Genomic DNA, 19361 nt, shown 5'->3' with positions numbered 1-19361 from the left:
TCAAAGGACCACCATGGACGCACCCCTCGATCCAACCGATACCACCGAGCCCGCAACGCCGGCGGCGCGCGCCACCGGCAGCGCCGTCAAGCCGGCGCCAAACGCCTTCGAGTACACCTACAACGTGCGCTACAGCGAAGTCGGGCACCGCGGCCTCATGACACTTCCCGCGCTTATCAACGCTTTCCAGGACGCGAGCACCTTTCAGTCCGAGACGCTCGGCCTCGGCATGGCTTGGCTCAAGCACGAGAAGCGCGCCTGGGTCCTCACCCACTGGCACATCGTCATCGACCGCTACCCGTCGCTCTGCGAACCGGTAACGGTGGGCACGTTTGCCACGCACTTTAGAGGGTTCACGGCAAAGCGCTGCTTCTACCTGCGCGATGAGGCGGGGCGCTATATCGTGCGCGCGCTGTCGTCGTGGGCGTTCATGGACCTTGCCACCATGCGCCCGACCCGCCCGGCACCCGAGCACATCGCCCCCTATGGCGAGGCGGAGGCGCTGCCTCTACCTGCCGAGAACCGCCGCATCGAGCTGCCCGAGCATCTGCGCGACGACGAGCCCATCACCGTTGGGCCGAGCCTTATCGACACCAACGAGCATGTCAACAACTGCCACTATGTCCAGATGGCCTTCGAGCAGGTCGCACGCGAGGACCTGCCCGAGCAGGTGCGTGAGCGCGGAGCCCGAGGCGTGCGCGTGGACTACCGCCGCGCCGCCGTCCTCGGCGACGTCATCTATCCGCATGTTGCCATCGATGGCGACCGCGCCGTCGTGACGCTCACCGATCACGAGGGCGCCACGTTCGCCGTCGTCGAGCTGCGCTAGAGCGAGCTAGAAAGCAGACGTGCTATGAGTGCTGATCAGGTCATTCGCTGGGGCATTTTAGGGGCAGGGCGCATCGCGCACCGCTTTGCCGCGAGCCTTAGATCCGAGCCGCAGGCAAAGCTCGTAGCCATCAGCTGCCGCTCCGCTGCCAAAGCCGCTGCCTTTGCAGAAAAGTTCAACGTTGCCACCGCAGATGCGCTTTCCGACGAGGCGCTCGGCGGCGAGGCGGGCGCAGCGCACGAGACCCTTCTCACACGCCCCGACATCGACGCGATCTACCTCGCCCTCCCCCACGGCCTCCACCGCGTCTGGGCGATACGGGCCCTGCGCGCGGGCAAGGCCGTTCTCTGCGAGAAGCCGGCGGCGCTTTCCGCCGATGAGATGCGCGAGGTGGCAGCTGTCGCTCGCGAGACGGGCACGCTCTTTATGGAGGCGATGAAAACACGCTTCACCCCCTGCTACGCCCGCGTGCGCGAGCTTGTTGCCGCAGGCGCCATCGGTAGGATCACGCGCGTAGAGACCGCGCTGGAAAACGATATGGGCGAGCGTCTCTCCTCGAGAACGGACTATATGTCCGACCCCAAGCAGGGCGGCGTGCTGCTAGACACCGGCATCTACTGCGCCTGCTGGCTGGAGGACTACCTCGCGGGGCAGTTTGAGGTTACCAGATCGCGCGCTCGCTTCGATACCGACGTGGACAGCTTTGTCGATGCCGAACTCTCCTTTGCCGGTCAGGGCGACACCGATTCGCACGTCACCCGTGCAGCTGCCCCAAACGAGCAGGCCACCGCTCGCCTCATCACGGCATGCGACAGCGACGAGCTCCCGCGCCAGGCACGTCTTATCGCCACCAAGGGCACCATCATCGTCGATGACCTGCATCGCCCCGTTCACGCCGAGGTCCGCATCGAAGATGAGGACCCGTATACCATCGACCTCCCTTATGAGGTGGACGATTTCTACGGGCAGATTCATCACTTCTGTGAGCTTATGCGCACCGGCGCCCCCGAATCCCCCGTCATGCCGCTTGCCGCGAGCATTCGCTGCGCCGAGATGCTCGACGCCATACGCGCAAGCCTCATCAGCTAGCCTGCAATTCCTCCTGGACACGCAGCAGGCAAGGCTTGCCAGAACCACAAAAGGCGGCTGTGCCGCCATCAATCATCGGCGATGTGCACACCCAAAAGCCCGATAAGATCCACCGCCTGCTCCGGAGCAATCACGCAGCCGCACAGTTCACGATAATCCTGTGAGACAACAAGCCCGCCGATGCGGCAAGACGTCAGATTAATGCCCGAAAGCGGGGTGCGGATGAACTCGGCGCCGGTGAGGTCGCAGTCGGAAAAGCCCGCGCTCTTAAGTGCCGTCGCATGCCACGAGCTCTCCGCGAGATTGGTCGTGCACACGCGCAGTCCGCGCACGTTCGCCTCCGAGAAGTTCGCGTAGCGCAGCTGACTGTCATCGATAAAGGCGCTTGTGATACGGCTCTTAATGAGGCTCAGGCCGGGTGCCGAGCAGGAGCAGAAATCAACGCGGTTAAGCCAGCAGCGCTCCATCCGGCACGAGATGAACCGGCAGTTCTCAAACCGCACATCGGTGAGCGTGCTGTTGGAAAAGTCGACATCCTCAAAAAGACAGTCGTGAAAAAGCACCTGTTCAAAAGTGGCATCCGCCGCATCAGAACCGATGAGCTCGAGCGCGCGGAACGCGCCCCGCGACACTTCCGCCTCGCCTGCAGCAAAGCAATCGAAAAGCTCCCCGGCGCTCAGCGTCGACTCCATGCGACCCGAGACGTGGGCATATCCAGAAAACACCTTGTTCGTTTCCATGCGACTCCCTTGCGACCTACGAAGCGCACACCAACCTGTGCTGTTTGTTAGAAAAAGATGCGGAGGGCATTGTCGTATGCCGCGCGCAGGATATCATCCGGCGCTTCGCCCGTGCGCTCCGCTCGGTCACGGCTGAGGGCATCGGCCGTAAACGTAATCATCGCCGGTTCGCACTCGAGCCCGCGGATGGGCTCGGGAGCCATGTAGGGGCAATCGGTCTCAAAGAGTATGCGGTCGAGGGGGCACACCGCAAAGGCCTCGCGAACGAACTCGTTGCGCTTAAACGTCGCCGCCCCGCCAAAAGCGATGTAGCAACCGAGCTCCGCGAACCGCTCCATGGTGGGTGCGTCCTCTCCAAAGCAGTGGAGGATGCAGCCCGCTTCGGGTACGCCGACCTCGCGGAGCACACGATACGCATCCGCATGTGCCTCGCGCAAGGCGTCGCCCGCGTCGTTGCGCAAATGAAGCTCGACCGGAACGTTACGCTCGCAGGCAAGCGCCAGCTGCCGCGCCATCGCATCCATCTGCACATCGTGCGGCGCCGCCTCGATATGGTCGTCGGCGTCAAAGTGGTAGTCGAGCCCTATCTCGCCAATACCGGCGCATAATGGGTCGTTGAGCGCACGCTCGAGCACCTCGTGCACCGCATCGGTGTAGTCCGGCGCGCCATAGGGGTGGACGCCCGCGAGAAACCGGACGTTATCCGCAAGGGCACAGCCCGCCGCACGCACCTGATCGAGCCACGACCGCAGAAGCTCCTGGTAGGTTGGAAGATCCATATCGTCGCCCACGGGATCATAGGGCGTCACGAGGCGATGTACCCCCGCGCACGCTGCACGCTCGAGAACCTGGGCAGGATCTTTTGACCAGAAGCAGGTCAGATGCGCATGGGTGTCTGCAAGCGGCAGCGCGAGACTCGGAGCGGTATAGCTCTTGTCACCCCGTTTGGTGTGTTTGACAAACGTCAGCGGCTCTATAGTGGCACCGTCGGACGCCTGGGGGCGCGACTCGTACATCACAGGGCACCTGCCTTGCTCAGAGCGCAGGCAAGGCGGACAAAATCATCAACCGTAAGCGTCTCGGCGCGTGCCGTGGCGGCAATGCCCGCCGTAGCGAACGCGGCGTCGAGCACGTCTTTGGCAAAACCGTTTGCGCCCATAGAGTTGCGGATGGTCTTGCGACGCTGGGCAAACGCTGCATCGATCACGCGGCAGACATCCGCAAGCCCGAGCAAGCACCCGTCCTCGGCACACGCCGCCAACGCCCCGCGCTCGGCAGGGATGCGGTCGAGCCTCACTACCGCGGAATCAACATGGGGCGCAGGCAAAAAGCAGCGCGGCGGTACCTCAAAACGGCCCGTCACCTCGGCAAAAAGCGCAAGCTTAGCGGTATAGGCGCCGTACGCCTTGGTGCCCGGGCGTGCGGCAATGCGGTCGGCGACCTCCTTTTGCACCATCACGACGGCACGCTCAAGCGTCGGCATGCGCTCAAAAAAGTCGAGGATGATGGTCGCCGCCACGTTGTAGGGAAGATTCGCCACAAAAACGGTCGGCTCCCCACCCGCCGCCTCGGCAACGAGGTCGGAAGGGACCTTGAGCGCGTCCCCCATAAGGAAGCGGAAGTTGTCGTGCGCTGCGGCATGCGCGCCGAGCACGGGCTCGAGCTCGCGGTCCATCTCGATCGAAACGACGCGACCCGCCTCCTGCAGCAGCGCGAGCGTAAGGGTGCCGATGCCGGGCCCCACCTCGAGCACGCGCTCCGAGCCCGTGAGCTCGGCGAGCGCCATGATGCGTTCGATCACATGGTTGTCGATAAGAAAGTTCTGCCCCAAGCGGTGCTTGGTGGCGAGCCCAAAGGCGTCAAGCAGCTCGCGTGTGGCGGCCGGGCTCGCCAGAGGTGACGTCGTCATCTAGTCGACCAGACGCGGGAAGAGCGGCTCGCCCTTCTCAACGGGCGCACCACCCGCAAGGCCGCCCCACACGCAGGCACGGGCGAGGTCGCTCGTTGGCGCTGTGTCGAGCGACAGGCGGCGACGAACCTCGGCGGAGATACTCGGCATGAAGGGGTCGTACAGCTCGGCCACGATGCGGATGACCTCAAGGAGGTTCCAAATCACCAGGGCAAGGTCGTCAGCGCGCTCGGGGTCCTTGGCAAGCGCCCACGGGGCCATGTCCTCGATGTAGTGGTTGGCGGCGGACACGATGGCGAGCACCTCGGTGGCGGCCCCGCTGTAATCCATCGTCTCCATGCAGGCGGCGTAGCGCTCAAAAATGCCGGCGCACGCATCGCGCAGCGGCGAGGGCTCATCAAAGTTAGCGGGGCGCACGGGCGCGCAGCCGTCGAAGTACTTGGCGCTCATGTTGAGCGTACGGGAGACGAGGTTGCCCCAGCTGTTGGCAAGGTCGGCATTGTAGACCTGGCGCATGCGACCCCAGCTGATGGGCGCGTCGGTTCCGTGCACAACGTCGCTCATGAAGTAGTAGCGGTAGGCATCCACGCCAAGAAGCTCGAGGACCTCCTCGGGGGCGATGGCGTTGCCGCGGCTCTTGCTCATCTTCTCGACCTTGCCGGTCTCCTCGTTGCGCACCGTGAGGAAGCCGTGCACAAAGACCTTCTCGGGAAGCGGCAGACCGGCGGCCATAAGAAGCGCGGGCCAGATGACGCAATGGAAACGGATGATGTCCTTACCAACTACGTGCACCTGCGCCGGCCAGCGGAAGGCGAGCTCATCGGCCGCCTCCTCGCCCTCAGCGCCGTAGCCCACGGCCGAGAGGTAGTTGATCAGGGCGTCGACCCAAACGTAGGCAACGTGCTTCTCGTCAAAGGGGAACGGCACGCCCCAATCAAAGGTCGAGCGGCTGATGGAGAGGTCCTTGAGACCGCCCTTCACAAAGGAGAGCACCTCGTTGCGGCGCGTCTCGGGCTGGATGAAATCGGGGTGCGCCTCATAGAAGTCAAGCAAGGGCTGCTGGAACTCGGAGAGCTTGAAGAACCAGCTCTCCTCCTTGATGCGCTCGAGCGGGCGATCGCAATCCGGGCAGAGCGGGTGCTCGGGGTCGGCGGGCTCCTCACCTGCCGCGATGCGCTCCTCCTCATGGTGGCGCACCTGGGTCTCGGTGAAGTAGGTCTCATCCGGGCGGCAATACCAGCCGTCGTAGGCGTCCTTATAGATGTAGCCGCGCTCGAGCAGCGTCTCGAGGAACTTCTGGACGCCCGCGATATGGCGCGGCTGCGTGGTGCGGATGAAATCGTCGTTGGAGATGTTCAGCGTCTTCCACAGGTCGCGGAACGCCGGCTCCATGGAATCGCACCATGCCTGCGGGGAGTCGAAACCGTTTTTCTCCGCGGCCTCAGCAATCTTCTCGCCGTGCTCATCCATGCCCGTGAGGAACTTGACGTCGCGGCCGCAGGAGCGCTGGAAGCGGGCCTGAACATCGGCCAGAACGGTGCAGTACGCCGTGCCGAGGTGCGGGCGGGCGTTCACGTAGTAGATAGGCGTGGTGATGTAATACGAAGGCTGCGTATGCTCCATGATGCGCGTCCTTTCTTTCACGGCACGGGGCCGATAGGGTGTGACTCAAGACGCGGTCGGCGCCGCGTCGGCTAAAGAGGGATTTTACCGCAAACGAGCGTCTTGCATGTCGAGTACCAGCGCGTACACGTCCCGCCGTTTGCGAGAAAACCGCCGCGAAAGACGTTTGGCAATTGCCGAGGCGGCCTCGCCCGCATCGAGCGCGGCCTCAATCTCTGTCCTCAGGGCGGCGTCGATGTCATCCGCCGCACTCCGCGACGCACCCGCCGGGGAAGCGGCCCTCAGGGCAGCGAGCTCCTCAGCATCGGGCGGAGCGACTACGATAACAATCTCCCCCTTGAGCTCCTCGCGCCCCGCCACCTCGCGGGCGAGCTCGGCGGCAGGAAGGCGAAGCACCTCCTCGTGCAGCTTGGTGAGCTCGCGACAGAGCGCGGCCTCGCGACGGGGATATGCCTCGGCAATAGCGGCGAGGGTCGCCGCCGCGCGATGGGGCGATTCGTAGAACAGAAGCGCCCCCGGGACAGACGCGAGCTCCGCCAAGCGCCGTGCGCGCTCCCCCGTCTTGCGCGGAAGGAATCCCTCAAAAAAGAAGTGCTCGCATGCAATGCCCGAGCTCACCAGCGCCGTGATGCACGCAGTGGGACCCGGTATGACCTCAACGTCAACACCCTCTGCGCGCGCAGCGTCGACGAGCACCTGTCCGGGGTCGGAGACGCCGGGCATACCCGCGTCGGAGGCGAAGGCGATAGTCTCTCCCGCGAGCATCCGCTCGACAAGGCCCACCGCGCGAGCTTCGATCACGTTCTCATCGCAGCGAACGAGCGGCTTGCGCTTCCCGATGTGCGCCAAGATCTTACCGGTCACGCGCGTATCCTCGCAGCACACGGCATCCGCCTCAGAGAGCGCCTGAGCCGCGCGGGGAGACAAATCCCCCAGATTGCCAATAGGCGTTCCCACTACATAGAGCTTGCCCGCGGCGGGCGAGCCATCCGCATGCGTGCGCATATCAGACCGCCCCGCTAATCGAGCATGGCACGCTCAAGTGCGCCGAGCGCCACACGGGCATCCCAGGCGGCGATGCGCTTCTCGGTTTTCCACGTCTGGAAGAACCACCCCGCTGCGTCGGAGAAGGAGGCGAGCTGGTTCGAGATAAACACGCGCCCGTAGGCAGCATGGCCCTCCGGAGTAATCGAAGCGTTAGCGAACACCGCCGCGCCGGACCACTCGCCCACAATAACGGGGAATCCCGCCGAGCGGGCTTCTTTGATGAGCTTTCGGTTGCGGGCAATCGCTGCGGAAAGGCCGCGCGGGCTTGTAATGTCCTGGGCATTGTCGTCACGGTAGTGATACAGGTGCACGTCCATGATGACGTTCTGGTACTTGTCGCCGCTCATGAAGTGCTTCCACGCGCCGGGGTCACCCGAAGCGGAGAACACCACCGCCTTGTCCTCTGGCATGTGTGCGCGCACAAGCTCGTAGGCGTCACGGTAGAAGTTCCTGAGATAGTGACGAGGAATGCCGTCGCTTGTGGTAAACAGATTCACGCGCCGGCTCATAATCGGCGAGTCGAGCAGCTCCAGACCAATCAGACCCTTGCGCGACCCATAACGAACCGCAAGACGCTCGAGAACGTTCAGGGCAATATGGCGTCCGTTGGTTGAGGAATGCCAGGCAGCGGTCGACTCGGGCGTGCTCGGCGTGGCGTTGGAATCGCCCTGTCCGCCCGGCACGGTCGCCAAATCAAGCAGCACGCCCATGTCGTACTTCTCGGCCCACTCAAAGGCACGGTCGATATAGTCGACCAGGGGAATGTAGACCTCAGACTCGCTCTGCGAGCCAAAGGCATACCACGGTACCGGGAGGCGCACGGCGTTTAGGCCGATTGCAGAGATACGGCGAAAGTCGTCTTCGGTGATGAACGTCTCCAGATGCTGCCGCACGCGCTCATTGAACTTGGTGGCGCCGAGCGCCGCCTGCAGTTCCGACACATTGGAGGCGCCGGTGGCAGCAAAGAGCGAGGGCGTGACCCACGGCTCGGGAAGAAACCATCCAGAAAGGTTGACGCCGCGAATTCTCTCGAACATACCCGCTCCATCCTCATCGCTCACACTGCTCGCACAATCGTGTCCATGAGTATAGCCGATGCCCCATGCGCCCGAGAGCGCCGGCGCAGACGCAGTTTTAGAAAAAGAAATTTCTCCCTTGACCCTGCGAACGATTTTGGTATATTTAACAAGCTGTTGTTGAGACAGCCCCGGTCAGATAGCTCAGTTGGTAGAGCAGAGGACTGAAAATCCTCGTGTCGGGGGTTCGACTCCCTCTCTGACCACCATCGCAATTCGAGCAAGCCCGCAGACCACCTGCGGGCTTGCTGCTTTTCACCATGAGAGTCGATCTGCAGGATCCCCTCGGTAAAGTAGGAGAAGAACCTGCATTTCAGCCAGGTTCTCAAGTCGCCTACAGTCTCACGCCCCACTCATCCACAAGGACACTCAAGCAATTTCATCATCTTAGTCTCGGTGAGACCCATTTCCTTTTCTACCAAAGACCTCAGCCCATCGACCTCTTCCAATGTAGACAGGCTTTGCATAATAGATATGACAGTCGCATCCATTTCCATACGCGTCGAAACGGTCGATAAATCGTTGAGCATATCCACGAATCTCTTATCGCCGCGCTTCCCCGATCGTTTGCAGAACAGCCTCCCTCCATGGGCGCACGTATTGCGGAAAGCCGTCAACGTCGAGTAGATTCCTCGCAAGGTTTTTGCACTTATAACATCACGGTCTATTGATTTGCATATAAGATGGCACGTCTCATTTTGAACTCCAATCTTCTGGAGACTATAGAAGTGCGACATGTTTCCAAAGGTGAGCGCGTTCGCTACCACCCATAAAGGAACGAAGCCATATTTCCTGCGGTAATGCTCAATATACGGACGCCTATCTCCCCGTCCGTCTCGGATACCCTGCAGCGTCGAGAGCAGACGGATGAGATTGGCAGTGTACTCCTTGCCGCGATAATCCTTTTTAAGGCAGTACGACGAAGGATCGAGGTAGTCCTCGGGATCGGGGAACTTGTGACAGAACGCGTGCACAGTTGCTGTTTTCATCGCTTTCTCTGCAATCGTGAGGCAGCGCATCATCGCAAGCCTGAGCTCGTTATCAAAACGATACAGAGTTGCCAAATGTGCAAATGTAGTACCGTCTCGATAAACTTCGACGTCTCTATTCGTTCGATCCTTATCGAGAAAAAATTCTTTATAGCCGTTAACAAGTGAGTAATAGCTGTTTCTTAGCAGAAACTGCCGAGCAGCTTCTCGGTCATCAACGATCACGTTCCTTGATTCCAGTATTTCAATCTGCTCGTTGATTGTCTTGAATGATTTGGCTTTCTCCATGCTTCTCTCCAAAAGGAAAGGGGCCGCTTGCCTTCAAGGCAGCGACCCCTTTCCAGCCCTGGGCTCACTTAAAGACACCAGGCCGTATCACTGCCATCTACTATACCCTGCATTACATAGGGGTCAAGATGATGGGAAACAGTTCACAGCCAACCAATAACAGGCTCCCCCGTTCCCGCTAAAGACAGACGTTCGAGCACCGAAGCTGCGGTCGGACAACGCAACAAGCGCCAAGGAGGCACCGCGACATGAACTGCGATGATGCTTCCCTCGCCATCCAAGAATGCGACATCAATCGGGCAGACCATAAAGCAGGTGTGCACCGAGCTACATCGAGGAAACCCCAGCACGCGTGGAGGTCCGTCGGCAGATAAATCGCCCACCACTCCGATGAGCCCAGTCAAACGAGTGACGAAATGCTCTGCCACCTTAAATTCGCAATCGTCCCACCCTAGCTCCTGCATTGCTCGCCGAAATCCGTAAGGGTCATCACAAGAAGCGCAACGCGTGGCCCCGCTTCGCCATAAGCCACCAATCCGCTCGGCAACTGCCGCACCAAACCCTATCAATCTCTTTGTAAACGGCCGCACTATGCCACCACCCCCGGTCTCCAAGGATCTACCGTTATCGAGCGTGTATGCGTGAGCTCAAGAGGCGCGCCCAAAGACACGCCCGCAATAGAGAGAGCGCCCGGCCAAGGCTGGAATCGCATCTCGCAGCGATAGGTGTGCAGCGCGCCCACCAACTCCAGCACGCCCCCGTCCGCCGATACACCCCGCTCGCCGGCAACGGAAATCGACACACGATAGCCCTCCATGGCCTCCTCGAGAGAGGCAGCCACACGCGCGGCGCCGTCGGTAGCGCCCGAGTCTCCTGGAGGCGAAACTGCCTGAGCCATGACCACGTCCGCCACAACATGATCGAAACGTGCGACCGCGCAGACAAAGAGCATCACGTTGTAGACCAAGATTGCGAGGATCAGCAGCACCGGCAGCACGACGGCCATCTCTACCGTCGCCTGGGCCTTGTCCTCCGCAACAGGGACGCCCGCTCTCATGTCTTTCCACCTCCCAGCAAATCTCGAACGCGCACGGTAAGGGGGAACGAGCCTCCGCCCGGAAGAGGAATCTCGGCGATGGTGAATGTCGACTCCTGTATAGCCTCAACCGCACCGTAGCCCATCGCCTGCAGCAACGCCGCAGGATCGGTGGTCCCAACTGTGATGGACCGCAACCGCTCCTGAACGTCCGCTAATCCCGACACCCCGGCGTGCGTCACAACGTTTGCTGAGTCGGTAAGCACCGGCTTCATGAGCGTAAGATCGGCTGGTTCGAGGTCGAGCGCCTTCACTGCATCGTCCACTCGGTCCTCAAGCCATGTCGCCAAAGACCCCAACCCCCATTGCTTAAGACCTCCAAGCAGGTCATCCATCACGCCCGAGAGCTTTCCGGTCAAATCCCCATACGAGACCAAAAGACGGCCCCATAGGCCCATCACATCGTCGACAAGTCCAATTGCCCCGCCATCTGCCCGCTCTGCAAACGTGCTGAGAAACTCAGAGAGCACGTTATTCTCGGCGGTCGCTTTATCGGGAGCCAAAACGGCACCCGCCACGGCCCCGCGCGATGCGACAGACGTCCCCGGCGCAAAGGCGCTCGTAAGCTCCGCGGGGGTAGCGGACTCACCGGTCACCGCAAATCCGAGCGTGCCGTTTCTACCCGGCGGCGCTATGCGGGGACGCTTTCCGCCGAGTACAGACAGTGCATCGTCAAAAGCGCTCGCAGCGCCCTCCGCCTCCCCTCGCGCCTTCTTCTCGAGAGCGAGCTCCTCGTTGCGACAATCGACATAGTCCTCAAGCGCCAGCGTGAACGCGCGCAGATGATATTCGTAGCCGTTGTCAATCGAGGTGGATGCAGCGGGCGTCTTGCCCACGTCGCCCACGCCGAATCGGCAGACCTCGCACTCGCGCGCCGTCCCGGCCTCGGTGGCGGACAGGGCAAGCAAAGGCCCCGATGAGCCGGTCGCACCCGGGCACGCCGATCCGTAATGGAGGGTAAGTCCCTTATCCTCATAGCTCGAAGGCCAAATCGCCTCACGATACAGCTCACTTGCTCGCACCTCATCGGTATTACGGGGCAGCAGGGGCACCGTCGAAACGACGACGCCGTCAACCTCTTCCACACGCGCACCCTCGAACTCCTTCAGCGCAAAACGGTAAAACGCCTCGCGCGCGGAGGCATCTGCAGCCGCCTCCGTGCCGGTGCCCTCCGGAGCGTTGTGCTCAAGACGCCACCGGTAATATGCCCGCGTTCGGTCAACGGCGACCTGCGGGCTCCATGTGACGCTCGACGCATAATCCGGGTTCTCGGCTGCCGAGAGACCCGACAGACTCGCGGCCCTCTCCTGCATGTTGGCGCCTTCTTTTCCGCAGTCAGCCAGCCATGCCTCTCGCTTGGCGTCTTCAGACGCCTCTGCGGCGCGCGCCAGTTCCTCGGCCGCCTCATCCAAGCGCTCCGAGGTCTCCTTAAGCCCCTGCGTGGGTACGCCCGAGCCCTCCAGGGCGGGAAAGGATGATGCGCTCTCCCGTGGCGCAGCGATTGCCGTTCCCGTGTACGTTATCTTTTCTGAACCCTGAGCCGCGCATACGCGCGTCCCGTTCGCCGCCACCAGATAGGGCAGGGCATCCTCCAACTTGGAAAGGCCTTTTGAGGCGGAGGCGGCGAGGTCGTTTCTCAGCTCGAGCATCCGTATGCCAGCATCGACGGTCTTCTTCGCCGCCGCCTGACCACCCGGGATCAGAAGGCCGACAAGCCCTGCCCCGGTTGTGCAGAACCCAGCAAGCCCCATGCTGAGAACGGCCGCATCGACCACCGTCGCAGCGGTGCGATACGAGGACACAACGTTCGCCCCGGCGAGCGCCGTCGCATCTGCCGCTGCCTGCACCTCACTCGATCGAGCCGCACTCCACACCGCCGTTGCCGCAGAGAACAGCAGGGTCAGCACAACCAGCATCGAAACGGCGGCAGCAACCGTGGTGTACGCGCCGTCCTCTATGAACAGCTCAACTCCAAGATGCGATCCACGTCTCATAGCTTCCCTCCAGCCAAGACGGCCGTCCTTCGTAGGAGACCTCGGTCCTCACCAGCACGTCTCCCTGCCCATTGCGCTCTCCCCACAGCCCGGCAAATGCTCCCAACACGGGTAACGGTTTTACCGCTCCCTCAATCTCAACACGGACCTTTCCCGCCCCGGTGGATGCGGCAGAGAGCTCGATATCCCAGGCAAGGGGACCTCCCTCGTGGAAAAGCGCAAGGTTAGGGACGGCTGCGAGCCGACGGAGTGCGAAGGCGCGATACGCCTCCGCACCCCCATCGGAGCCCGTAACCATAAGGCGTGCGGTCTCCGCTGCCGCCCCCTCCATAACCGCGCGTGTGTACAGCATGCACACCGGCTGCAACGCCAACAGGAGCACGAAGAGAAAACTCGGCAACAAAAGCGCTGCCTCCACCGTCGCTTGGGCTTTGCACTCTCCGAGTACCTCAAAACAGCGCGATATCGAGCGCCCCCAGCCCGTTGAACTGATGGGAGGCAGCCTCGGACGCAAGGGCGACGAACGCCCCTCCCGCGCCTGTCTGCCAGAGCAGGCCGAGGACAACGAGCATGCCGAGAAAGGCGCAGAAGACAATCGCGTATTCGACCGTCCCCTGAGCTGAATCTTCGAATAGAAAGGGGCGCTCAACATCACCGCCCCTCTCAAAGTGAGGGAACCGCCGACGCCCTGAGCCGCACAACCGTGACCGTAGACCCCTCATCGTTCTCCCCCGCCTCGATCGTCACCATGTCCACCCATCCCTTCCCGTCACTCAAGAGCGCCGCCCATACATTTCCCGAGAGGTCGACGTATCCGCTCGTCACCAAATCGACCGACTCGACCTCGCGATACACCTCCAGCGCCCCGCTCGCCGCCTCCACAATGTCCCTCGATTCCCTCCAAGAAACGCTCGTCGAAGCCTTTTCAGTCGCATCCTGAACGTCATCCTGCTCGAGGATGTCCATAAACGTTGCAAGAGACGCGGCCTCCCCTCCCACCTCTCCACCGGGTACACTTCCCGCAGCAAGAGTGTCCCCGTCCGACGCACCCTCCCCCTTCGGAGCAGCAACCTCAGCATCGCTTTCAATCGCGGCGGGAGCAGTCCCCTCGCCCCTGCGCTCTTGATCAATAAGGCACCAGGAGGTACACAACGACACCGCTAAGAGCAGCGCGAGGCCGATGCCGCGCGCCCTTGATGAGAGGTGCGCCCGGCGAAATCTGCTCACAGGCTGTTGATGCCGCTTGAGATCGCCTGCCAGAGCTCGCTTACCTTGTCACGAAAGGCAACGATGGCGATAATCGCGATGACGACGAGCACACCCACCAAAATGGCGTACTCGGTGGTACCCTGCGCGCTCTCCTCTCTTGCAAGTTTCTTTAGCGAGGTCTGAGTGCGCCTCACAAGGTCACCTGCGCACGTCACAAAATGCTCAGTCCCGTGCGTGGCCGTTAATCCGTCGATGTTCCAAGCCATGGTGTCCTCCTTACCACATGCCGCTCGCCGCAGCGAACGGGCCCAATATAGACAGCAACAGCGCCGGGAGAATGAGCGTGCCGGTGGGTATGAGAAGCTTTACCGGTGCACGCTCTATCTGGCGCTCCACCTCGGCGCGATGCGCCGATCTGATTTCCCGGCTTTGGGCGGAGAGCGTCTCGGTCAAGGGAGCCCCCAAGAGCAACGCCTCGGAGACTGCGATGGCAAAGGTTTCAAGCACCTTGAGCCGACAGCGGCGAGCAACGCGCGTGAGCTCCTCCTCTCGGGTACCGGCCCCTATGCGCCAGGAAAGCAGTGCCTCCTCGAGCGCAGCTGCTAAAAGGGAGTCGTGCGATGCGCAATAGAGCTCGAGAGATGCGTCAAACGACAGTCCCGCGGACAGGCCGAGGTTGACGACATCGATCATCCCCGAAGCCTCGGAAAGCGTGGTCACCGGCGTCGCCCGCTGCCTGCGTTCACGAACTGATCTCTCGAGGATGCGTGCCCGCTCTATTAAAGAAGCGCGGGCCTGCTTGAGGTGCTCTATCAGCCACAGCCGGTCGGCAAGGGGCCAGGATGTCGCGAAGGCGACCGAGACCGCAGCAGAGGTGCCCGTTGCCGCTAAAAGGACAGTCGAATCGACCATCACACCCTCACCTCCATGATTCGCCTGATGAGAAGCCAGGCGCACACGTCAAGCGCCATGGCCACGGCTATAGCAAGGGCCCCTCCGGGCGATGCCGCGCCCGCACGATAATCCGACGAGAGCAGGGTAAGCGCCGCCATCATCGCCACAGGCATGACACCGACGAGGCGCGCGGACAACCTCGCCTGCGCGGTCTTGACCTCGAGTCGCCGAGCGAGCTCTATGCGCTCTCCCACCATCGATGCCGCATTCGCGAGAAGGTCCTTAAGCGGCGCTCCCGTGCGCTGGGAAACAACGAGTGCACTCGAGACAAGGTCCATCCCCGGTGCCGGCAGGCGCTCGAGAAGGCCGTTGAGGGCATCTGTGGCAGAAAGGCCGCAGGATATCTCGAGCGACGCCTGCAGAAACTCAGAGCGAACGGGCTCTTGTGCATGGTTGCCCACAAAGCGCAAGGCCTGTGCCAGAGAGTGCCCCGACCCCAGCGAGATCGCCAGCGCCTGAAACGCCTCAGGCATGGCGCTCTCCAGCGCCTGGCGCCGCTCGCGCTCCCGTCGCGCTGCGCGGGCGGCGCACCACCCGAGCGGGAGCGCCGCGCCCACAGGAATTCCCAAGGGGGATAGTGAGATAACTGCACCGGCGAGAGCTCCCGCGCAAACGCTTGCCTCAAGCGCTCCGCGGGCAAACGCGCGATCCGCAACCGCGCCTTCCGCGTCGCGACCAAGCACACGGAGAAGCTCGTCGGCGCAGCCGTCCACCGTCGTCGCCCACAGCGCGGGGACCGGAAGGGCAGCACCCAGCCGACGAACAGCGATGCGAGCGGCCATCTTTCCTCTGGCAACCGCAGCGCGCCAATCCCTTCTCATGGCGTCGGCGGCATCCATCAGCACGGCGGCATGCCATGCGCCAAAACTCGCAGACAGCGCTATGAAGCAGGGCAAGATTGCCTCCATTGCTCCACCTCCTTCTCGGTAAGCGCTCCTGCATCTAGGGCAGCGGCGATAAACGGTGGCTCTTTCTCGAGCGTCCACGAGGCGCTCGCGCGGTCGAACGTCACATACCGCTCGAGCTTGACCCCGCCTCCCGCGGCACGCGACACGCCCGAATAGCTCGACACAAACCGCCTGCCATCGGGGCGCCGCTCGGACATGACGATGCCGTCGAGCGCGAGGGCGATCTGATCCTCGATAAGCTCCGAGGGCAGGTTGATCCCGTAGCGGGCAAGAAGGGTGAGACGCACCACCGCCTCCTCCTCGCTTCCCGCATGAAGCGTCGTGAGGGAACCGTCGTGTCCGGTCTGCATAGCGCTCAGCATGTCGATGGCCTCGCCGCCACGGACCTCGCCCACCACGATGCGGTCAGGCCGCATACGCAGGGAGTTTGCCACCAAATCGCGTATGGTGACGGCACCCTCTCCCTCGATGGACGCCTCGCGAGCCTCTAAGCGCACCACATGGGGATGACGCGCGAACTTGAGCTCGGCGGAATCCTCTATCGTCACGATGCGCTCGCCCATGGGGATCTCCGTGGAAAGCGCGTTCAGAAGCGTCGTCTTCCCCGAACCTGTGCCTCCCACAACTGCCAGATCCTGTCTCAGCGCCACGGCGCACGAGAGTAGGCACGCATACCACTCAGGAAGGGACCCCAACTCCACAAGCTCGCGAAGAGACGTGATGCGGTCCGAGAACTTGCGTATGGTAAGCGCCGGCCCGTCTATGGCGATGGGCGGGATCACCGCGTTGACGCGGTAACCGTTCTTGAGGCGGGCGTTTACGAGCGGGCTTCGCTCATCGATGCGGCGTCCGAGCGGCGCGATGATGCGATCGATGAGGATGCGGATCTGCTCGTCGTTCTCAAAAAAGTTCTCCATGGGATGGAGCGTTCCCCCGCGCTCAAAGAACGACGAATGGCAGCCGTTCACCATGATCTCGGTCACCGAGTCGTCCTCTATGAGCGGCTGCAGGGGGCCGAGTCCCACGATGTCATCGAGGATGCCGTCGACCATCTCCTCACGCGTTGCCGGGTCAAGCTCGAGCATATCCTGGGCATTCACCACCGCTTCCACCGCGGGGCGCAACTCGCTCCGCGCATGGTCCACGTCCTCATCGGCAACCAGGCGCGTCATCTCGTCGTAGCCAACGCGCTCCATGGCATGACGCTTCACTGTGCGCACCATACCCTGCCGGCGGCTGAGCACGGGAGACGCGTGAACGGAAGTCTCTGCGGTAGCGCGCCGCACGCGCTCCATCACGCTCATCTTGCGTCACCCCCACGGTGCCACGGAAGCCGAATGCGGGGCCTCTCGTGCGCATCCGCAGACGGAACTTCTTGACTTGTTATGCTGAACCCGAGCTCCCTCAACAGCTGGTCTGTAAACGTGCAGGCGCTTGAGCGGAACGGGCCAGCATGCGTAAAGGCGTCGGAGAAATGCCCGATGGATGCGAGCCCTGTGAGCTCCTCGCCGCCGTCAGCGATACGCCCCTTGCAGCCGAGGGCTGTCGTGAACTCAAAGCGCGTAGCAGCGTCCTCGCCACCGTGCGGCGACAAGCGGTTGAAGACGCTCGCCATCTTGGTACGGGAAACACCGAGCCTTCCGGCGAAATCGATCGCGCGCTCCGCAGAGGAGATGGACCCCACGCCGGCATCCCCCACCACAAGGCAGCGGTCGCAAGAAGCGACTGCGGCGGCAACCGAATCGCTCCAATACAGAGAGGTGTCCGCTACGATGAGGTCCGCCTCGCCACGCATGACCTCAATTAGCTGCTCCACCGCGGGCGCCATGAGCTCCGCATGCTCAGGAGCCCGCACCGGTCCCCACAGCGTGAGCCCCGGTGCGACACGCATGGACGCGCGCACGATATCCTCCTCACCAAGCGCCCCCGCCCGTGCCGGACGCTCGAGTGCAAACGCGTCACTCGGCTCCTCGATGCCCAAGATTGCATACAGATTCCCAAACATAAGGTCCAGGTCGAGCAGGGCGCAGCGCAGGCCCACCTCTGCGGAACGCAAGGCGAGCGCTGCAGCGACCGTCGTCTTTCCGCAACCACCGCGGCCAGATATGAGGGTGATGAGAGGGGCTCCACCTCGCTCATTTCGAACGGGGCGGGAGCGCGGTGTCGCACTTCGTGCCAAGGGCGTCGGCGCCACATCCCTTACGGAAGGCAATGCGGAAGCATCGTTCCCAGCAGATGAGAATGCATCGGGCTCATCGAGGTCATCAGCGTAGTTTGCATGGGACAGATGCTCCTCAGGGGCGCCGCCATGGATGGCTCCCTCGACAACGCGGGTCAGCCTACCGGTATCATGCGGCGCCCCAGAAGCAGCGTCATCGCGGCCTTTGTCCCCATCCCGTATCGCGGCCATGTGCCCCGTCTCCGCACCGGCCTCTCTTTCCCTATCGGTCGGGACCTTGCCCTGTCCCGCGATGACCTCATTTGCCCCGGCATTGAATAGGCGCGCTGCAAGTGCGGCATCTGCCCGCTCTGCCATAACAACAATCTGGGCAGCGGCACCGCTCTGGCAAAGACCCTCGACCAAATCCAGAAGGGCCCCCTCGGCGTCCGTCTCCCGCCCGATCATCACCGGCGTCCGCTCCCCCGAGCGGGCAAACGCCTCGATCACGCGCAGCAACGATTCGCCGTCCCCTACGCGCAGAATCTTCGCTCGAGGATCGCGCAGCTCAATCTCACGCTGTAGCTCCGGATACCTATCGCAGGCGCAGCATGCAAGCCAAACGTTCCCCATCATGCAGCCTCCTCGCCGTTCTCGTTACCGGAAGAATCGGAAGTCGTTTGCTCCCCGGCATCTTTGTCGTCGGCATCTTTGTCGCTGGCTTCGTGAGTATCACCATCAGATGCCGTCTCGTCACTTGCCGCCTCGGGCATGGTGAGGCTTACCGCCCCTTTTGCCGTAGCGGCCAGGACCTCGCTCACCCGTTCGGGGTCGATTGCCAGAGTCGCCCAGGTGATGGACGAGGACTCAGACTCCTGACCATGCGCGCTCGTATCTATTACGCTCGCACTGCAAAGACGGTCAGCCACGCCATTGCTCGACACATACACGTCCACCTGATCGTTCGGTGCGATGGCGCCGCCCACGGCATGCTCCTCGTCCACCGCAACAGAAACGGCAACCTTTCCCGCAGGCACCTCGATAGCCCCGTCGTGCTGCTCAAGATAGGTCGGGCAAATGACCGCGCTGGCGGGAATGGAAGAAGTGGCGCGCTGGCCGACGAGGTCCTCGAGCGATGTCTCCGCTTCATCGGGAAGCAGGCTCGCCACCCATTCCTCGACTTGGACATTCGCCTCGCTCAAGACCTCGCCGGCATCCACATCGCGCGAGGCAACGCAGACGCTCACCAGTTCGCCGCCGTACGCGGCAAGCACTTCTTGGCGCGCCTGGTCCGCCTCCGCACGCACCGAGGAGCCGTACCAAAGGGCAAGTCCCGCGGCCAGAATGCCCGAGGCAACGCTCAGCATCAATCTTGTAGTCCGTTTCATGCGTTGCACCTCTCATCTCTCGGCCCAAAGCCCATCGGCTCCCCTTGGGACACATTCTCTGAGA

19 protein-coding genes and 1 tRNA gene are annotated in these 19361 nt (G+C 62.4%); 3 read left to right on the top strand and 17 right to left on the bottom strand.

Annotation, left to right across the window (positions count from 1 at the left end):
* The first annotated feature begins 13 nt into the window (after positions 1 to 13).
* Both B5F89_RS05260 and B5F89_RS05255 read left to right on the top strand, forming a co-directional pair.
* The gene (locus B5F89_RS05260; protein ID WP_087430754.1) at positions 14 to 829 is read left to right on the top strand and encodes an acyl-ACP thioesterase domain-containing protein; all 816 of its coding nucleotides are present in this window, start codon (positions 14 to 16) and stop codon (positions 827 to 829) included.
* A gap of 24 nt (positions 830 to 853) precedes the next feature.
* Positions 854 to 1918 (top strand): Gfo/Idh/MocA family oxidoreductase, encoded by a 1065-nt coding sequence (locus B5F89_RS05255; protein ID WP_087430753.1) that lies wholly within the window; start codon positions 854 to 856, stop codon positions 1916 to 1918.
* Between the two features lie 68 nt (positions 1919 to 1986).
* Here the strand turns inward: B5F89_RS05255 and B5F89_RS05250 are convergent, their stop codons facing one another.
* The 6 genes from B5F89_RS05250 to B5F89_RS05225 all read right to left on the bottom strand — a co-directional run bounded on the left by B5F89_RS05250 (position 1987) and on the right by B5F89_RS05225 (position 8274).
* Positions 1987 to 2658, bottom strand: coding sequence for a pentapeptide repeat-containing protein (locus B5F89_RS05250; protein ID WP_087430752.1), 672 nt, complete (start codon positions 2656 to 2658; stop codon positions 1987 to 1989).
* A gap of 47 nt (positions 2659 to 2705) precedes the next feature.
* Positions 2706 to 3674: a TatD family hydrolase gene (locus tag B5F89_RS05245; RefSeq protein ID WP_087430751.1), complete on the bottom strand. Its 969-nt coding sequence runs from the start codon at positions 3672 to 3674 to the stop codon at positions 2706 to 2708.
* A complete protein-coding gene (gene rsmA, locus B5F89_RS05240) occupies positions 3674 to 4567 on the bottom strand; it encodes a 16S rRNA (adenine(1518)-N(6)/adenine(1519)-N(6))-dimethyltransferase RsmA (protein WP_087430750.1) in 894 nt (297 codons plus the stop codon). The genes B5F89_RS05245 and rsmA overlap by 1 nt, the downstream gene beginning before the upstream one ends.
* Positions 4568 to 6190 (bottom strand): methionine--tRNA ligase, encoded by a 1623-nt coding sequence (metG, locus tag B5F89_RS05235; protein WP_087430749.1) that lies wholly within the window; start codon positions 6188 to 6190, stop codon positions 4568 to 4570.
* An 84-nt stretch (positions 6191 to 6274) separates the two neighbouring features.
* The gene (gene rsmI / locus B5F89_RS05230; protein ID WP_087430748.1) at positions 6275 to 7195 is read right to left on the bottom strand and encodes a 16S rRNA (cytidine(1402)-2'-O)-methyltransferase; all 921 of its coding nucleotides are present in this window, start codon (positions 7193 to 7195) and stop codon (positions 6275 to 6277) included.
* Positions 7196 to 7209: 14 nt separating this feature from the next.
* Entirely contained in the window at positions 7210 to 8274 is a 1065-nt protein-coding gene (locus tag B5F89_RS05225) for a cellulase family glycosylhydrolase (RefSeq protein ID WP_087430747.1), read from the bottom strand.
* A 172-nt stretch (positions 8275 to 8446) separates the two neighbouring features.
* Between B5F89_RS05225 and B5F89_RS05220 the strand changes: the two genes are divergently transcribed.
* Positions 8447 to 8522, top strand: a tRNA-Phe gene (locus B5F89_RS05220).
* Positions 8523 to 8666: 144 nt separating this feature from the next.
* Here B5F89_RS05220 and B5F89_RS05215 read toward each other — a convergent pair.
* The 11 genes from B5F89_RS05215 to cpaB form a co-directional block, all read right to left on the bottom strand.
* A complete protein-coding gene (locus B5F89_RS05215) occupies positions 8667 to 9590 on the bottom strand; it encodes an Abi family protein (RefSeq protein ID WP_087430746.1) in 924 nt (307 codons plus the stop codon).
* Positions 9591 to 10179: 589 nt separating this feature from the next.
* Positions 10180 to 10647, bottom strand: coding sequence for a hypothetical protein (locus B5F89_RS05205; RefSeq protein WP_087430744.1), 468 nt, complete (start codon positions 10645 to 10647; stop codon positions 10180 to 10182).
* Positions 10644 to 12680 (bottom strand): hypothetical protein, encoded by a 2037-nt coding sequence (locus tag B5F89_RS05200; RefSeq protein WP_087430743.1) that lies wholly within the window; start codon positions 12678 to 12680, stop codon positions 10644 to 10646. The genes B5F89_RS05205 and B5F89_RS05200 overlap by 4 nt, the downstream gene beginning before the upstream one ends.
* Complete coding sequence (locus B5F89_RS10290) at positions 12652 to 13332, bottom strand: TadE family protein (RefSeq protein ID WP_087430742.1); 681 nt, start codon at positions 13330 to 13332, stop codon at positions 12652 to 12654. The genes B5F89_RS05200 and B5F89_RS10290 overlap by 29 nt, the downstream gene beginning before the upstream one ends.
* Before the next feature lie 11 nt (positions 13333 to 13343).
* Entirely contained in the window at positions 13344 to 13907 is a 564-nt protein-coding gene (locus B5F89_RS09980) for a hypothetical protein (protein ID WP_143758340.1), read from the bottom strand.
* Positions 13904 to 14155, bottom strand: a complete 252-nt coding sequence (locus B5F89_RS05185; RefSeq protein ID WP_343206322.1) for a hypothetical protein — start codon at positions 14153 to 14155, stop codon at positions 13904 to 13906. The genes B5F89_RS09980 and B5F89_RS05185 overlap by 4 nt, the downstream gene beginning before the upstream one ends.
* A gap of 10 nt (positions 14156 to 14165) precedes the next feature.
* Complete coding sequence (locus B5F89_RS05180; RefSeq protein WP_087430740.1) at positions 14166 to 14801, bottom strand: type II secretion system F family protein; 636 nt, start codon at positions 14799 to 14801, stop codon at positions 14166 to 14168.
* The gene (locus tag B5F89_RS05175) at positions 14801 to 15751 is read right to left on the bottom strand and encodes a type II secretion system F family protein (protein ID WP_087430739.1); all 951 of its coding nucleotides are present in this window, start codon (positions 15749 to 15751) and stop codon (positions 14801 to 14803) included. Before B5F89_RS05175 ends, B5F89_RS05180 begins: the two co-directional genes overlap by 1 nt.
* A complete protein-coding gene (locus B5F89_RS05170) occupies positions 15724 to 17055 on the bottom strand; it encodes a CpaF family protein (protein ID WP_087430738.1) in 1332 nt (443 codons plus the stop codon). The genes B5F89_RS05175 and B5F89_RS05170 overlap by 28 nt, the downstream gene beginning before the upstream one ends.
* A complete protein-coding gene (locus B5F89_RS05165) occupies positions 17052 to 18545 on the bottom strand; it encodes a P-loop NTPase (RefSeq protein WP_087430737.1) in 1494 nt (497 codons plus the stop codon). The genes B5F89_RS05170 and B5F89_RS05165 overlap by 4 nt, the downstream gene beginning before the upstream one ends.
* Positions 18542 to 19297: a Flp pilus assembly protein CpaB gene (gene cpaB / locus B5F89_RS05160; RefSeq protein ID WP_087430736.1), complete on the bottom strand. Its 756-nt coding sequence runs from the start codon at positions 19295 to 19297 to the stop codon at positions 18542 to 18544. Before cpaB ends, B5F89_RS05165 begins: the two co-directional genes overlap by 4 nt.
* Positions 19298 to 19361 lie beyond the last annotated feature (64 nt).

This window comes from Collinsella sp. An307 (assembly GCF_002161805.1).
Lineage (GTDB): Bacteria > Actinomycetota > Coriobacteriia > Coriobacteriales > Coriobacteriaceae > Coprousia.
Note: the sequence above shows the minus strand (reverse complement) of the source record. Positions and strands in the feature narration are given on the sequence as shown.

What these genes read in the sequence shown, in the direction of transcription:
- B5F89_RS05260 (WP_087430754.1), top strand. Translation starts at nt 14, where the DNA reads ATGGACGCACCCCTCGATCCAACCGATACCACCGAGCCCGCAACGCCG.
- B5F89_RS05255 (WP_087430753.1), top strand. Translation starts at nt 854, where the DNA reads ATGAGTGCTGATCAGGTCATTCGCTGGGGCATTTTAGGGGCAGGGCGC.
- B5F89_RS05250 (WP_087430752.1), bottom strand. Translation starts at nt 2,658, where the DNA reads ATGGAAACGAACAAGGTGTTTTCTGGATATGCCCACGTCTCGGGTCGC.
- B5F89_RS05245 (WP_087430751.1), bottom strand. Translation starts at nt 3,674, where the DNA reads ATGTACGAGTCGCGCCCCCAGGCGTCCGACGGTGCCACTATAGAGCCG.
- rsmA (WP_087430750.1), bottom strand. Translation starts at nt 4,567, where the DNA reads ATGACGACGTCACCTCTGGCGAGCCCGGCCGCCACACGCGAGCTGCTT.
- metG (WP_087430749.1), bottom strand. Translation starts at nt 6,190, where the DNA reads ATGGAGCATACGCAGCCTTCGTATTACATCACCACGCCTATCTACTAC.
- rsmI (WP_087430748.1), bottom strand. Translation starts at nt 7,195, where the DNA reads ATGCGCACGCATGCGGATGGCTCGCCCGCCGCGGGCAAGCTCTATGTA.
- B5F89_RS05225 (WP_087430747.1), bottom strand. Translation starts at nt 8,274, where the DNA reads ATGTTCGAGAGAATTCGCGGCGTCAACCTTTCTGGATGGTTTCTTCCC.
- B5F89_RS05215 (WP_087430746.1), bottom strand. Translation starts at nt 9,590, where the DNA reads ATGGAGAAAGCCAAATCATTCAAGACAATCAACGAGCAGATTGAAATA.
- B5F89_RS05205 (WP_087430744.1), bottom strand. Translation starts at nt 10,647, where the DNA reads ATGAGAGCGGGCGTCCCTGTTGCGGAGGACAAGGCCCAGGCGACGGTA.
- B5F89_RS05200 (WP_087430743.1), bottom strand. Translation starts at nt 12,680, where the DNA reads ATGAGACGTGGATCGCATCTTGGAGTTGAGCTGTTCATAGAGGACGGC.
- B5F89_RS10290 (WP_087430742.1), bottom strand. Translation starts at nt 13,332, where the DNA reads ATGTTGAGCGCCCCTTTCTATTCGAAGATTCAGCTCAGGGGACGGTCG.
- B5F89_RS05185 (WP_343206322.1), bottom strand. Translation starts at nt 14,155, where the DNA reads ATGGCTTGGAACATCGACGGATTAACGGCCACGCACGGGACTGAGCAT.
- B5F89_RS05180 (WP_087430740.1), bottom strand. Translation starts at nt 14,801, where the DNA reads ATGGTCGATTCGACTGTCCTTTTAGCGGCAACGGGCACCTCTGCTGCG.
- B5F89_RS05175 (WP_087430739.1), bottom strand. Translation starts at nt 15,751, where the DNA reads ATGGAGGCAATCTTGCCCTGCTTCATAGCGCTGTCTGCGAGTTTTGGC.
- B5F89_RS05170 (WP_087430738.1), bottom strand. Translation starts at nt 17,055, where the DNA reads ATGAGCGTGATGGAGCGCGTGCGGCGCGCTACCGCAGAGACTTCCGTT.
- B5F89_RS05165 (WP_087430737.1), bottom strand. Translation starts at nt 18,545, where the DNA reads ATGATGGGGAACGTTTGGCTTGCATGCTGCGCCTGCGATAGGTATCCG.
- cpaB (WP_087430736.1), bottom strand. Translation starts at nt 19,297, where the DNA reads ATGAAACGGACTACAAGATTGATGCTGAGCGTTGCCTCGGGCATTCTG.